The following is a 14,301-nucleotide window of genomic DNA, read 5'->3' on the forward strand; positions in this document are numbered from 1 at the left end:
GCCGGGATCCAGGTCATAGAGCGCAGAGATTTCAGGGCTGAACACCAGACCGGCGGCGCCTTACGATCTGGATCCCGGCCTTTGCCGGAATGAGCGGGCTTTGTTGTGCCCGCTTGAGCGTTCGTGAGGTTGACGGCGGCGTCATTTTTCTGCAACGGGGTGGTATGGGCGAAATGGGCGCGCATGTGGTGATCGTCGGGGCTGGCCACGGGGGCGGCTCGGCCGCCGCGTTCCTGCGCCAGTACGGCTTCGAAGGGCCGATTACCCTGATTGGGGAAGAGGTCATCGCCCCCTACCAGCGGCCGCCCCTGTCCAAGGCCTGGCTGAAGGGCGAGGCCGACGCCGACAGCCTGATGCTGAAGCCGGAAAGCTTCTACCCCGAGCACAAGATCGACCTGCGCCTGCACCAGAAGGCGCTGAAGATCGACCGCTTCGCCAAGACGGTGGCGCTGAACAGCGGCCAGATCGTCCACTACGACAAGCTGATCCTGGCCACCGGGGCCCGCGCGCGGCCCCTGCCGGCGCCGGGCGCCAACCTCTATGGCGTGATGTCCCTGCGCAACGCCATGGACGCCGAGATGCTGAAGGCCAGCCTCGGCAAGGGCAAGCGACTGGCGGTGATCGGCGGCGGCTATATCGGCCTCGAGGCCGCGGCCTCGGCCCGCTACCTGGGCGCCGAGGCGACCGTGATCGAGGTCATGCCCCGGGTCCTGGCCCGTGTCGCCTGCGAGCCCCTGTCGCAGTTCTTCCAGGCCTATCACGAGGCCAAGGGCGTCAAGTTCGAGCTCAACGTCGCCGTCACCGCCTTCGAGGGCGAGAACGGCCGCGTCACCGGGGTCAAGCTGGCCGACGGGCGGACCATCCCCTGCGACGCCGCCCTGGTGGGCATCGGCGCGATCCCCAATGACGAACTGGCCCAGGAGGCGGGCCTGGACTGCGCCGACGGGGTGGTGGTCGACCTGAACGCCTGCACCAGCGACCCCGACATCTACGCCCTGGGCGACGTCACCCGCCGGCCGATGCCGCTCTATGGCCGCGAGATGCGCCTGGAGAGCGTGGCCAACGCCCTGGAGCAGGCCAAGCAGTGCGCCGCCTCAATCGCCGGCAAGCCTGTCGCCCCGCCGGAAGTGACCTGGAACTGGTCCGACCAGTACGACCTCAAGCTCCAGCTCGCGGGCCTGGCGGTCGACGCCGACGAGATCCTGGTCCGCGGCGATCCGGCGGCCGCCAGGTTCGCCATCTTCCACCTGAAGGGCGACGTCATCCGCGCGGTCGAGGCGGTCAACGCCCCGCCCGAATTCATGGCCGGCAAGATGCTGATCGCGTCGGGCAAGCCGATCTCACGCGAACGGCTTGCCGATCCGTCCATTTCAATGAAAGAAGTCGCCGCCTAAAGAAGGATCGGGACGGCAAGAGGGAGCCCATGGCCAAGATCACCTATATCGAACACGACGGGACCGAACACGCCATCGACGTGAAGCCCGGCCTCTCGGTCATGGAAGGCGCGGTCAAGAACAACGTGCCCGGCATCGACGCCGACTGCGGCGGCGCCTGCGCCTGCGCCACCTGTCACGTCTATGTGGACGACGCCTGGGTGGCCAAGACCGGCGAAAAGACCGCCATGGAAGAATCGATGCTCGACTTCGCCGAGGGCGTCGAAGCCAATTCGCGCCTGTCCTGCCAGATCAAGGTCACCGACGACCTTAACGGCCTGATCGTCCGCCTGCCGGAAAGCCAGCACTGATCTGGATATCCCTCAAGAACCCTTCCCCCTCGATGGGGGAAGGGCAGGGTTGGGGGTGTTCGCGGCGGCGACGAGGCTGAGAGCGCGGTCTGGCGCCCTTCTCCGCAACCGGCCCCCGCTCAGCAGCTCGGCCGCCCCCGGCGTCAGCCGGCGCAGGCCCCGCCCCAGGGCCACCACCGCTCCCAGCACCAGGACCGGCTGGGCCAGCAGGAACAGCGGATAGAGCGGCGCGCCCAGCGGCCCCGTCAGGCGGCCCACCTGCGGCCCTGCGAGCCAGATCACGATCATGTGGGCGCAGAACAAGAGGAAGATGAACGGCTCAAGCCGCAAGAGCGGCTCGGCCACGCGGCTCGCAGCCAGCCGCCACGCCAAGGCCCAGAAGAACAGCGCTGCAGAGAAGCGCATGGCCAGGCCCAGCGCCTCCGCGGCAGGCGGCCAGGCGGCGGCGAAAGCCTGCCCCCCGGTCTGCAGCCAGATGCTGGCGCCCGCCAGGGCCAGATAGGGCGCCCCGAGCCAGACCAGGCTCCGTCCCGCCACCCATCGCGGCGCCCCCGACCGCCGCGCCAAGAGGCCAAGGACGAAGAACAGCAGGATCGACGGCCGCAGCAGCAACAGGGTCTGCACGTCCCACACCGACCAGGCCAGGACGAACACCGCCACGGCCGCCAGCAGCCTCGTCTCCAGCCGCGCCAGCACCGGCGCCAGGGCCAGGCAGACGGTGAGGTCGCGCAGGAACGGCATCTGCACGTCGATGTCGTCGGGTTTGGTCAGGCAGAACAGCTCGTTCAGCGTCCAGGCCCACCCCGTCGGCCGCGGCGCCGCGATCAGCCCTAGGCTCGCCGCTCCGCCGACCAGCAGGATCGCGAGCGCGTTCCACAGCACCATGGGCGCCAGTACGGTCCTGGCCTTGCCGCGCAGAAACGCCGGCCAGGGTCGGCGCGCCAGGCTGCCCGCCGCCAGCCAGCCGGAAATCATGCTCAAAAGCGGCACCGCCGCCCGGCCCAGCAGCTCCGCCAGGGTCCAGCGCAGCATCCCCTGGCCGCTGGACCCCACCGCCGCCAGCTCAGGCCCCGTCAGCCCGGTCCAGGCGTGGACATAGACCACCCCCAGAATGCAGATCACCCGGGCGATCGTGACCGCGTCCGAGGTCTGGCTGCGGACCGAGGCGCGCGGTTCGGGAGGAGGGGCCGCCGGCGCTGGCCGCTCCTCCCGCAACAGAACAACGGGAAAGGACATGCTCGGACTGAAACGCGGAACTGAAGCGTTCGAGCCAAGCGGCGGAATGGGTCGGTTTGAAGGCCGGCGCGGATCGGCGCGAGCGGCGGTCGCCCGCTCGCAGGCCGCTCGTCCGGCGCATTTATTCTCAAGTCTTGGCCGTCAAACCACCCGGCGCGTCTATTCGACCCGATAACGAAGCCTTAACCGATTCCAACTCAGCGTCGGCCCAGTATTATCGAAAATGATATTTTCTCGATTTCCAGAGATGGACCACCATGGCTGACGGAGAACTCTTTCCGTTGCTCGGCGCCGACTTGCTCGCCGCGCTGCACAAGCTCGACGAGCAGGCCGAAGACCGCCGCGACCCCGGCAGGTTCTGGGCCGTGCCGGACGTGCCGATCGATGTCCGAGCCACTGCCGAGTGGCAGGCGCGCAGCCGCGGCGAGAGCCTCGGCGTGTGGATGACCGCCGCCATCCTGAACCACGCCCGCGCCCCCGAAGCGCCGACGACGGCAACGTCAAGCGTAGCCTTCTCGCCGGACCCTGCGCCCTTCGCCGAAACCGGCCCGGAAGACATCTTCCAGGATGCGGACGCCGGCGACGTGGCCGCGCCGTACGAGATCGAGGCCCCGTTCGCGCCCGAGCCGCCCGCCGCCGATGCGCCGGCGCATGACTGCGAACCGACGCCGGTGATCGAAGCGGAGGCCGAGGCCGAGACCTTGATCGTCCCGTGCGAGCAAGCTTTGGAATCGCCGGAAGACGACCTGGCCCTAGAAATGATCGCGGCGTTCCCCGCGGACGCACACGCGCCCGAAGAGGAAGCCACGGCCGAGCAACCTCTTCCTCCGGCGGCCTACGAAACCGCCTACGCCGGCGTGACGGCCTGGGCCCCCGCGTTCCAGCCCGCCAACACGCTGCATGGCGGTTCGGGCATGGACCTGATCCGGGAGACGATCCACGGCATCATCGCCTATGCGGCGCCGGCGCCCATGCCGGAGACGGGCTTCGTCGTCGGCGACGCAGACCTGGCGGAGGCTGGCGACGCCGCGGCCACCTCCGACGATCACGCGCCGCCGATCATGGCCTGGTCGCCGCCGGAAGCGCTGGAGCCCCGGGGGCTCGAAAACGATGACCGAGCCGCCCAGGCGGCTACGTACGACGCGCCCCAGGCGCTCCGGCCCAAGCCGCGCCGCTCATGGCTCGGCTTCCTGTCCCGGCGCCGCGACTGAGGTCGCGCTGAACCCGGTTCAGGCCGCCAGCGCCGCGTGCGCCTCGGCCGCCGCCCGTTCGCCGGCGCGGATGGCGCCTTCGACATAGCCGCACCAGACGGTCGAGGTCTCGGTCCCCGCCCAGTGGATGCGGCCTACCGGCCGGCGCAGCGCCTCGCCAAAGACCGAGATCACCCCCGGCCCGGCGACGCCGACATAGCAGCCGCGGCTCCATTCCTCGCTCGGCCAATCGTTGTCGACATAGTCGATCGGCTGGGCGGCCTGGGGGCCTAAGAGGCGCGTGAGGTCGCCGACGATCTGCGCCTTGCGCTCGGCCGCGGTCCTCTGGCCCCAGGCGACCGCGTGCGAGCCCTCGAAGAAGCCGGCGATCAGGCCCGGCCCGGCCGCGTCCGGCGAGACGTCGGTATAGAGCCCGACCGGCGTTCGGTCCGACAGCACCAGGCCGTTCAGCCCCGCATCGCGCCAGAACGGCCGCGGATAGGCGATCCAGAACTTGATCGTCGAGCCCATCGGCAGGCGCTGGCACAGGCCGTCGCGCAGGGCCGGCAGGCCGGGGGCGTAGTCGATGCGCGCGGCCAGGGCCGGCGGAACCGCCACGATCACCCGCCGCGCCCGGAACGCCCCGGCGTCGGATGTGACCACCACCCCGGCCGCGTCCTGGGCGATGCGCCGCACCGGCGCGTTCAGCCGCACCGCCTCGCCCAGTTCCGCAGCGATGCGCGCGCCGACCTGGTTCAGCCCGCCGCGATAGAGCCACTTCTGCGCCCCCGACCCCATGCCGGCCAGGGTGACCAGGTCGTCGCCCGAATGGCAGTAGAACAGGAAGTACAGCATCGAGGTCTGGGACATGTCCGCCGCCATGATGCTGCTGGAGATCGACTCCATCACCGTGCGCAGGGCGGGCGAGCGGACGTTCTGCTCCACCCAGGTGGCCAGGGTCATGGAATCCAGCCGCGCGGCGTCCGGCGCGGTCCAGGGCGCCTCCAGCGGTACGGTCCTGGACAGGCCGCCGATCTTCGACACCAGGCCCAGGAACTCCGGCAGGCTGCTCAGGGCCACCCCCGGGGTATCGCGCGAGCCGTTGCGCATCACCCCGCCGATCTCGGTGATGTTCTTGCCCTCGATGAACGACGGATAGCGCTGCAGGCCGAACTCCTCGCCCAGGGCCAGCAGCCGCGTCTGGGTCGGCCCAACCCACATGCCGCCCAGGTCGATCTTCACCCCGGCGATGGCGCCCGGCTTGGTGCGCCCGCCGACCCGGTCGCGCGCCTCCAGCACCAGCACGCTGCGGCCCTGGCTGCGCAGGGCGCGGGCGGCGCAAAGGCCTGACATGCCCGCGCCGACCACGATCACGTCCACCGGCGCCGCCGCGCCCCCCTCGGCCGCGACCGCGGGCGCCGCCACAGCCCCCGCAGCCAGGGTCGCGCCCTTCAGCAGAGCCCGCCGGCTGGTTCCCTCGCCCTGTCTCGACGCCATCTCGCCCTCTCAGTTTCTTTACCGTACGCGTACGGTAATTGATCTCAAGGAGGGCTGGCCTGTCAAGCGGGCGCTCGCAGGAGCGTTGTCCGCCGGCCAAGCCCGTGGGCCCGAAGGTTGGCGGCTTCACCATAGCTCCTCATCCTGAGGCGTCCGCGCAGCGGGCCTCGAAGGACGCATTGGCGGCGCCGTGATTGCGTCCTTCGAGGCTCGACGCTTCGCGTCGAGCACCTCAGGAAGAGGAAGATTTGTGAGGCTGGTCTTGGAGTTGACGCCCGTTGCGCACTCGCCGGGAGGAGCGGAAGACTGGTTCGCAACCCATCCCAAGCGTCAGTCGGGCCGCGCCCCCAGACCTCGCAGCAGGCTGCGGACCGCCTGCTCCACCAGCGCCTCGCGCCGCCAGGGGAATTCCGGAATGGTGATCAGCACGTGGGCCAGGCCGACCATGTTGACCAGCACCAGCTGAGCGGCGACCTCGACGTCGGCCGCGTCGAACACGCCCTCGGCGACGCCTTCGGCGATCAGGCCGTCGATCAGCTGGAACCGTTCGCGGATCGCCGAGCTGTCGACATAGTAGGCCTCGTCCGGCGCCGTCACCCGGTCCTGGTGCATGAACACCACGCGATAATTGTCCGGATGCTGCAGCCAATAGGCGACGATCGCCCGCAGCAGGGCGGCCAGGCGCCGCTCCGGATCGCCCGGCCCCGCCGCCGCGGGCGCGCACTGGGCGAAAAGGTCGGCGAACACGTCCTCCCAGATGTGCCGCAACAGTTCGCGCTTGGACTTGAAGAACACATAGAAGGTCATCGGCGGGCAGCCGGCGCGCTGGGCGATCCGCCGGATGGAGACCGCCTCGAACCCCTCCTCGACGAACAGCGCCCGCGCCGCCGCGATCAGCCGCTCGCGAAACGCGGCGCTCTCCTGCGGCGTCCGCTTGGGGCCGCGGGGCTTGGAGGCGGCGGTCATCGGCGGCGCCCCACGGCCGACGCCAGGGATCGCTGGCGGCATGGCGGATGCGGCGCGCGGAGATCGGACGAGGCCTGGGTCACGCCCCCTTCATGGGCGATGGCCGGCGTCACGACAAGGGAACGGCGAGTTTCGGCGAGGTCTCTGCCGGCAGCTCACGACCCTGAGCGGACATTCGCCCCGTCGAGAGCAGATGACTCCTGCTCAGTCGAGAGGCGGGCAGCAGCGCATGTTCAGCGCCGCCGTGCTGCCGTGCCTGGGAGAGTAGGCAGCCGACGCCTCTATGAGCGCGGCAAGGACATCTCATCGCGAGCGTATGGCTGGGGCGGGCGCGGGCTGGGGAACGAAGCCGTAACCAAGCTGCGGGGGTGTCTGGCGCGGTTTGATCTGAAAGCTGAAACATTGGCGTCCTGGCCCGTGACGCCATCGCATAGCTACGCCCTCGCTTGAGGCCGCAGCGAAACGGGCGCAGAGGTCGTAGGTAGTCGAACTCGTGCGCCGGTACTCAAGGGGCGCGCCGGTCTCGGGGTCCCGGGTCTGGCCCGTTACGACGTTGCTTTGCTCGACCGCTGCCTGGAGGGTCGCGGGCAGCGCCCCTTGCTGGGTCTGATACGAGTCAACAGCACTCTCCACGCTCTGCAGGTGCGAGAGCCGCTCGCCATCCAGGCGGTGCGCCCGCACCTCGCCGGGCGGGCCGACGAGATAGAAGCCCACCGCGAGGCTGGCCACGACCAGCGCCACGGCGATGGCGGTGAAGGTGCTGGTCGACGTGAGCTTCACGGCCGCTCGTCCGTCCTGATGTCCCAGAGGAGATAGCTGAAGGCGCCGCCAGCGATCACCGCAATCGTTGCAAGCCGAAGCACGACCCGGACGGTGAGGTCACCCCCGAGCGCGTTGTAGACGAGTGCCGAGAGATCCCCGATCAGGGCCGATGCGGCGATAAACAGGGTGATATAGGTCATCCACTTGCGCGGGCGCGATTGCCGCTTCGTCGGATCGCTGGCAATCGAGCGATGGATGAGGCGCTGCATGAAAAGAAAAAGTGGAAAGGCCACCACCAGCGCGGCGATGTTGCCCCGCATGTGGTCCAAGATCAGTTCATTGCGATCAGCCCCGACAGCCCAGACAGGCGCGATCAGCGCCATGCCGTGGCGTGAAACGTCCGGAAAGGCCAGGTCGATGAAGCCGAAGACGAGCGCCCCCAGGTTAAAGGCGCTGACGTAGAGGGCGGCGAAGAAGAGGGCGTAGGAGAAGACTTCCTGGGCCGACAAGTATGGCCTTGGACGGGGTACCGGCAGAGGAAACTCGACCGGCGCGAAAGCGTTCGCGGCCGCGCGCACGTCAGCTTCGCTCCATCCCGCCTGTCTGAGGGCGCTTGCGATTTGATCGCGGGCGATCCCCTTCTCCAGCGCCAGCCGCGTGAACTCAAGAAGCTCGGTGTTCATGGGCTTCACTCGGCCGAGGGGCTAAGGTTCAGCGTAGCACGACATGCGTAGATTTTGTCGCTCATTGAAGGTCTGCCATCCACCCTCTACCGACCTTCCGAAGGTCCGGTTGTCGGAAGTCGCCGCGACTATCGTCCGCATCACCCCAAGATCGAGGCCGCGGCTCACCTCGCCAGCTTGCCCACCCAATCCATGACCACGCCCGCGAACCGCTCCGGCTGAGCTTCGTGCATCGCGTGAGTACGTCGGGCGAGGAGAGGCGGTCGAACGCCCCTACCCCCTGACCCGCCCCTGGTCGTACAGGTCCGCCAGCCAGCGGTAGTAGCGCGGCTGGGTCTGGCGCAGGTCCTTGCGGGTATAGGGCTCGCGGGTGATGGCGCCGTAGAGATAGGCGCTGGAGGTCAGGGCGAAGAAGGCGCTGTCCGACTGCAGCATCATCGCGGTCTTGGGCCAGACCGGCGGGGTGCGGGAGGCGGCCTCGGTGCGAAAGCGGGTCACGTCCGCCCGCTGGCCGGGGGCCAGGCGCTGGTCGTGATAGGCTTCCAGAAGGCCTTCCAGCAGCACCGCCTTCTTCGGCGACAGGCGCGAGACGCGGATCATCACCCCCTGGCCGGGGACGTAGCGGGCCGATTCCCCCGGCGCATTGGGCTTGGCCGGATCGGCCAGCACCGGCACGGTGCGCATGAAGGCCACGACCTCGGGCTTCAGCCCCACGTGGGTGACCAGGTCGATCTGGGCCTTGATCTGCCGCACGGCCTTGTCGGCCGATACGCCCTTGGGCGTGCGGCTGGCGTCCACCGAAAAGCCGTCGTAGCTGAAGGCCAGGCTGGGCTGCGGCTTGGCGGGGCCCAGGTGGAACAGGGGCTGGGGGCTCATCCCCACCGGGGCGTTGGCCAGGGCCGGCGATGCGGCGAGCATCGACACCGCCGCCGTGATCGCCGCTGTCGCTCGACGCATCGAAGCTTTCCCCTGACGACCCCGAGAGCCCATGCCGCCGATTCGCGCGCAACATGCACCCTCCCCGGGCAAAAGGGGAGAGGCGCCGTGGTGCTGGACACCCGCGCGCCCGCGATGTAGTAACCCCGCCCTCCCGATCCCGGGGGCCGAACCAGAAAGACCGCGCCCTTGCGCGGACGCACCCATGTCCCGCCACTCCAGACCCACCTCCTCTCACGGGCGCGGCCAAAGGCCCGCGGCCGGCCCGACCCAGCGCCAGCTGCGCGCGGGCGAACTGATCCGCCACGCCCTGGTCGAGATCCTGCGCGAAGAGGACTTCGCCGACCCCGACCTGGCCGGGGTCTCGGTCACCGTAACCGAGGTGCGCATGTCGCCCGACCTGAAGCACGCCCACTGCTTCGTCGAGCCGCTGGGCGGCGTCCACGCCGACAAGGTGGTCAGCGCCCTGAACCGCTCGGCGAAGTTCCTGCGCGGGCGGCTGGGCCACGGGATCGACATGAAGTTCACCCCCGACCTGCGCTTCCTCCACGACGAGAGCTTCAACGAGGCCGCCCGCATCGACCGCCTGTTCGACGACCCGCGCGTGCGCCGCGACCTCGAGGCCGAGGACGAGGCCGCCGCGGGGGACGGCGAGGACGGTTATGGGGCGTAGGCGCAAGGGCGACGCCGTCCACGGCTGGGTGGTGCTGGACAAGCCCCTGAACCTCGGCTCGACCCAGGCGGTCAGCCGCGTGCGCCGCGCCTTCAACGCCCAGAAGGCCGGCCACGCCGGCACGCTCGACCCCCTGGCCACCGGCGTCCTGCCCATCGCGCTCGGGGAAGCCACCAAGACGGTCCCCTACCTGGTCGAGGCCGACAAGACCTACGCCTTCACCATCGCCTGGGGCGCCACGACCACGACCTTCGACCGCGAGGGCGAGATCACCGCCCGCTCCGACGTGCGGCCCGCGCCCGAGGCCGCCGCCGAGGCGCTGAAGGCCTTCGTCGGCGAGATCGAACAGGTCCCGCCCGCCTATTCCGCCATCAAGATTGACGGCGAGCGCGCCTATGACCTGGCCCGCGAGGGCGTCGAGGTCGAACTGGCCCCGCGCAAGGTGGTGATCCATTCGGCCCGCGTCACCGGCGCGCCGGACGCGGAGCACCTCGACATCGAGATCGACTGCGGCAAGGGCACCTATGTCCGCGCCCTGGCCCGCGACCTGGCCATCGCCGTCGGGGCCTGCGGCCATGTCTCGGCCCTGCGGCGCCTGCGCGTCGGGGCCTTCAGGGCCGAAGATTCCGTCACACTGGAAAAGCTGGAAGATTTGTGCCATACGGGCCGCGCCTCGGAGGTTCTGCTTCCGGTCGAGACCGCACTGGACGACATCCCGGTGATGGCCGTGACCGCCGAAGACGCCTTCAGGCTCTCGCAAGGGCGACCGATCGTTCTGCTTCCCAGACAGGTCGAAACGCTGAAGGCGCGTCTGGCTGACCCCTCGGGGAATGGCTTCGCGTCCCGAACCGTTTTGGCGACGCATGGCGGCAGCGCGGTCTCGATCTGCGAGATGCGGGCCGGGCAACTCAGCCCGACACGCGTCTTCAACCTCTAATTTCGGAGACCCCGATGTCGATCACCGCCGAACGCAAGACCGAACTGATCCACACCCACGCCCGCTCGGACCACGACACCGGTTCGGCCGAAGTGCAGGTCGCGATCCTTTCCGAACGCATCGCCAACCTCACCGAGCACTTCAAGACCCACAAGAAGGACAACCACTCGCGTCGCGGCCTGCTCAAGCTGGTCTCGCAGCGCCGGAGCCTTCTGGATCACCTGAAGTCCAAGGACCAGGGCCGCTACCAGGCCCTGATCGAAACCCTGGGCCTGCGCCGCTAATCTGCGCGCCCTTGACGTCCTCCATGCCGTGCAGAGCTGCGCCGTTGCGGCTCAGCATGACGCCAGGGAAGGAATGATTTAAGTCTGCGTCCTTCGGGCCCTGGGCCCGGAGGACGTAAACGTATCTGCCCGCCGCTCTCCTTCGACAGGCAAGGAGGTGGCGGTTTTCAGGACCTGAGCTGCTCAGGCCCGATGTACGCCGGGGGTTCCAACGCAATCCTCGTCAGCCTGTCGATTTGGATGAGGAATCCGGAACGCCCACGGGCCCCGCCCCCTGTCCGCAGCCTGAGGAAATGGGTCCTCAGGACACGAAAGAAAGACGACAATGTTCGACATCAAACGCAAATCCATCGACTGGGCCGGCCGCAAGCTGACCCTGGAGACCGGCCGCATCGCCCGTCAGGCCGACGCCTCTGTCCTGGCCACCTACGGCGAGACCGTGGTCCTGGCCACCGTCGTGGCGGAGAAGGCGCCCAAGCCCGGGCTCGACTTCTTCCCCCTGACCGTCAACTACCAGGAAAAGACCTACGCCGCCGGCAAGATCCCGGGCGGCTTCTTCAAGCGCGAAGGCCGTCCGTCGGAAAAGGAGACCCTGGTCTCCCGCCTGATCGACCGCCCGATCCGCCCCCTGTTCGTCAAGGGCTTCAAGCACGAGACGCAAGTCGTCGCCACCGTCCTGGCGCATGACCTGGAGAACGATCCCGACATCGTCGCCATGGTCGCCGTGTCCGCCGCCCTGACCCTGTCGGGCGTGCCGTTCATGGGCCCGATCGGCGCCGCCCGCGTCGGCTTCATCGACGGCGAATACGTGCTGAACCCCACCCACGACCAGCTGGGTGAAGACAACAAGATGGACCTGGTCGTCGCCGGCACCCACGACGCGGTGATGATGGTCGAGTCCGAGATCCAGGAACTGACCGAAGAGCAGGTGCTGGGCGGCGTCATGTTCGCCCATCGCGGCTTCCAGCCGGTGATCGATGCGATCATCGACCTGGCCGAGCACGCCGCCAAGGAGCCCTGGGACTTCCAGGCCGAGGACTTGAACCCGCTGATCGAAAAGATCACCGGCCTCGTCGGCGAAGACCTGAAGGCCGCCTACAAGCTGAAGCTGAAGCAGGAACGCCACGCCGCCGTCGGCGCCGCCAAGGCCAAGGCCGCCGCGGCCCTGGTCAAGTCCGAGACCAACCCGGACGGCTATGAAGCGCCCAAGTTCGGCTACGCCTTCAAGGAATGCGAAGCCTCGGTTCTGCGCCGCGACGCCCTCCTGACCAAGAAGCGCATCGACGGCCGCGACCTCGACAAGGTCCGCCCGATCGTCTCGGAAGTCGGCGTGCTGCCGCGCGCCCACGGCTCGGCCCTGTTCACCCGCGGCGAGACCCAGGCCCTGGTCGTGGCCACCCTGGGCACCGGCGACGACGAGCAGTTCATCGACGCCCTGGAAGGCACCTACAAGGAAAGCTTCCTGCTGCACTACAACTTCCCGCCCTTCTCGGTGGGCGAGACGGGCCGCATGGGCTCGCCGGGCCGCCGCGAAATCGGCCACGGCAAGCTGGCCTGGCGCGCCGTGCGCCCGATGCTGCCGGCCAAGACCGAGTTCCCCTACACCATCCGCCTGGTGTCGGAGATCATGGAGTCGAACGGCTCCTCGTCCATGGCCAGCGTCTGCGGCTCCTCGCTCGCCCTGATGGACGCGGGCGTGCCCCTGAAGAAGCCGGTCAGCGGCATCGCCATGGGCCTGATCCTCGAGCCGGATGGCTATGTGGTGCTGTCGGACATCCTGGGTGACGAAGACCACCTGGGCGACATGGACTTCAAGGTCGCCGGCACCGAGGACGGCATCACCTCGCTGCAGATGGACATCAAGATCCCCGGCATCACCGAGGAGATCATGCAGAAGGCCCTGGAACAGGCCAAGGCCGGGCGCATCCACATCCTGGGCGAGATGGCCAAGGCCATCTCCGGCGCCCGCGAAGAGATCGGCGAATACGCGCCCAAGATCGAGACCATCTCGATCCCGACCGACAAGATCCGCGACGTGATCGGCACCGGCGGAAAGGTGATCCGCGAGATCGTGGCCACCACCGGCGCCAAGGTCGACGTCAACGACGAGGGCGTGATCAAGGTCTCGGCCAGCGACGGGGCCAAGATCAAGGCCGCCATCGACTGGATCAAGTCGCTGACCTCGGAGCCCGAAGTCGGCGCCATCTATGACGGCAAGGTCGTCAAGGTGGTCGATTTCGGCGCCTTCGTGAACTTCTTCGGCGCCAAGGACGGCCTGGTCCACGTCAGCCAGATCAGCAACGAGCGGGTGGCCAAGCCCTCGGACGTCTTGACCGAAGGCCAGATCGTCAAGGTCAAGCTGATGGGCTTCGACGACCGCGGCAAGACCAAGCTGTCGATGAAGGTGGTCGACCAGGAGACTGGCGAAGACCTGACCAAGAAGGAAAAGGCGGCGGAGCCGGCGGCCGAGTAAGGCTTTCAGCTCCTGCCGGAGTATTGGCGGGCGGTCCAGCGATGGGCCGCCCGCTTTCGTTTTCAGCCCATGCGGCCGTGGTTGCCGGACGCCGCGACGCCGGTCGAGTTCATGGCGGGATCGGCGGCCTTGACCCGCAGATTGTTCTGCACATGCCTCACGCCCGACACGTCCTCGGCGCAGTCCTCGGCCCGCCGTTTGGCGTGGCGATCTTCGACCGTGCCGCTGAGCGTCACCTCGCCGCTCTTGACCTGAACGTCGATGTCCGAGGCGTCGAGGTGGGCGTGATCGGCCAACCGGTCGCTGACGTCCTCGCGGATGCGCTCGTCCGAACGCACATAGTTCTTGGGGCCGCGACCGCGGTGCGGGCCGGTGTGACCGTCCGCCTGGTCGGCCAACATCGGGTTTTCAGCGCCGATCCAGCGGCCCAATCCCCCACGATAGGCATAGGATCCCGTATCGCCGCCCTTCCGCCCGCCGCCGGAGCCATAGCCATAGCCGCCCTGGCGTTCGCCATAGCCCGGGTTCATCTCCACGCCGCGGTTCGGGCCGTATTGGTTCTGGTGGAGCGGCCCGGCCTCGTCTCGCCCGCGCCGGTCGAAACGCCCATATCCGCGATCGAACTCGCCTGAGCGATAACCGCGATCCTCTCGCTCATAGCGATCGCGGTCGAAGCGATCCGCCCCGTAGCCCTGTCCGTAGTCGCCATAGGGATCGCCGCCGCCGGGCGAGAAGGAGCGATCCTCCTGGAGATGGTTATCGCGGCCCTGGAGCCGATCCTGGCTGTAGCCGCGCCCCTCCCTGTCATAGTCGCCTTCGTGGACCGGTGGGTTTCGACCCAGCCGCACGCGCCGATCGTGGTCGTCGGATCCGTACCGTTCGTTGGCCATGGTGAACTGCTCCTGAGGGGATCGCGCGCA

14 protein-coding genes are annotated in these 14,301 nt (G+C 68.6%); 7 read left to right on the forward strand and 7 right to left on the reverse strand.

Annotated features, from left to right (window positions below; translation table 11 throughout):
- Positions 1-164: 164 nt before the first annotated feature.
- A complete protein-coding gene (locus KCG34_RS17365) occupies positions 165-1,394 on the forward strand; it encodes an NAD(P)/FAD-dependent oxidoreductase (RefSeq protein ID WP_211936884.1) in 1,230 nt (409 codons plus the stop codon).
- 29 nt (positions 1,395-1,423) lie between these two features.
- Entirely contained in the window at positions 1,424-1,744 is a 321-nt protein-coding gene (locus KCG34_RS17370) for a 2Fe-2S iron-sulfur cluster-binding protein (protein WP_211936885.1), read from the forward strand.
- 12 nt (positions 1,745-1,756) lie between these two features.
- Here the strand turns inward: KCG34_RS17370 and KCG34_RS17375 are convergent, their stop codons facing one another.
- Entirely contained in the window at positions 1,757-2,980 is a 1,224-nt protein-coding gene (locus tag KCG34_RS17375) for an acyltransferase family protein (protein ID WP_211936886.1), read from the reverse strand.
- Positions 2,981-3,261: 281 nt separating this feature from the next.
- Here KCG34_RS17375 and KCG34_RS17380 point away from each other — a divergent pair, with 281 nt between their 5' ends.
- A complete protein-coding gene (locus tag KCG34_RS17380; RefSeq protein WP_211936887.1) occupies positions 3,262-4,191 on the forward strand; it encodes a hypothetical protein in 930 nt (309 codons plus the stop codon).
- A gap of 18 nt (positions 4,192-4,209) precedes the next feature.
- Here the strand turns inward: KCG34_RS17380 and KCG34_RS17385 are convergent, their stop codons facing one another.
- The 5 genes from KCG34_RS17385 to KCG34_RS17405 form a co-directional block, all read right to left on the reverse strand.
- On the reverse strand, positions 4,210-5,667 hold the full coding sequence (locus tag KCG34_RS17385; RefSeq protein WP_211936888.1) for a flavin monoamine oxidase family protein: 1,458 nt from the start codon (positions 5,665-5,667) through the stop codon (positions 4,210-4,212).
- A 330-nt stretch (positions 5,668-5,997) separates the two neighbouring features.
- A complete protein-coding gene (locus KCG34_RS17390) occupies positions 5,998-6,633 on the reverse strand; it encodes a TetR/AcrR family transcriptional regulator (RefSeq protein ID WP_211936889.1) in 636 nt (211 codons plus the stop codon).
- A gap of 303 nt (positions 6,634-6,936) precedes the next feature.
- Positions 6,937-7,413: a hypothetical protein gene (locus KCG34_RS17395; RefSeq protein WP_211936890.1), complete on the reverse strand. Its 477-nt coding sequence runs from the start codon at positions 7,411-7,413 to the stop codon at positions 6,937-6,939.
- Positions 7,410-8,078, reverse strand: coding sequence for a DUF5671 domain-containing protein (locus KCG34_RS17400; RefSeq protein WP_211936891.1), 669 nt, complete (start codon positions 8,076-8,078; stop codon positions 7,410-7,412). The genes KCG34_RS17395 and KCG34_RS17400 overlap by 4 nt, the downstream gene beginning before the upstream one ends.
- Before the next feature lie 273 nt (positions 8,079-8,351).
- Positions 8,352-9,035 (reverse strand): hypothetical protein, encoded by a 684-nt coding sequence (locus KCG34_RS17405; RefSeq protein ID WP_211936892.1) that lies wholly within the window; start codon positions 9,033-9,035, stop codon positions 8,352-8,354.
- A gap of 184 nt (positions 9,036-9,219) precedes the next feature.
- Between KCG34_RS17405 and rbfA the strand changes: the two genes are divergently transcribed.
- The 4 genes from rbfA to pnp all read left to right on the forward strand — a co-directional run bounded on the left by rbfA (position 9,220) and on the right by pnp (position 13,381).
- A complete protein-coding gene (gene rbfA, locus KCG34_RS17410) occupies positions 9,220-9,687 on the forward strand; it encodes a 30S ribosome-binding factor RbfA (RefSeq protein WP_211936893.1) in 468 nt (155 codons plus the stop codon).
- A complete protein-coding gene (gene truB, locus KCG34_RS17415) occupies positions 9,677-10,624 on the forward strand; it encodes a tRNA pseudouridine(55) synthase TruB (protein WP_211936894.1) in 948 nt (315 codons plus the stop codon). Before rbfA ends, truB begins: the two co-directional genes overlap by 11 nt.
- A 14-nt stretch (positions 10,625-10,638) precedes the next feature.
- Positions 10,639-10,908 (forward strand): 30S ribosomal protein S15, encoded by a 270-nt coding sequence (gene rpsO / locus KCG34_RS17420; protein ID WP_211936895.1) that lies wholly within the window; start codon positions 10,639-10,641, stop codon positions 10,906-10,908.
- A gap of 325 nt (positions 10,909-11,233) precedes the next feature.
- Positions 11,234-13,381 carry a polyribonucleotide nucleotidyltransferase gene (pnp, locus tag KCG34_RS17425; protein WP_211936896.1) on the forward strand — a complete coding sequence of 716 codons (2,148 nt, stop codon included), beginning with the start codon at positions 11,234-11,236 and terminating at the stop codon, positions 13,379-13,381.
- 62 nt (positions 13,382-13,443) lie between these two features.
- Here the strand turns inward: pnp and KCG34_RS17430 are convergent, their stop codons facing one another.
- Positions 13,444-14,271: a BON domain-containing protein gene (locus tag KCG34_RS17430; RefSeq protein WP_211936897.1), complete on the reverse strand. Its 828-nt coding sequence runs from the start codon at positions 14,269-14,271 to the stop codon at positions 13,444-13,446.
- Positions 14,272-14,301 lie beyond the last annotated feature (30 nt).

Origin of the sequence: Phenylobacterium montanum, from assembly GCF_018135625.1 — a bacterium.
GTDB classification, from domain to species: domain Bacteria; phylum Pseudomonadota; class Alphaproteobacteria; order Caulobacterales; family Caulobacteraceae; genus Poindextera; species Poindextera montana.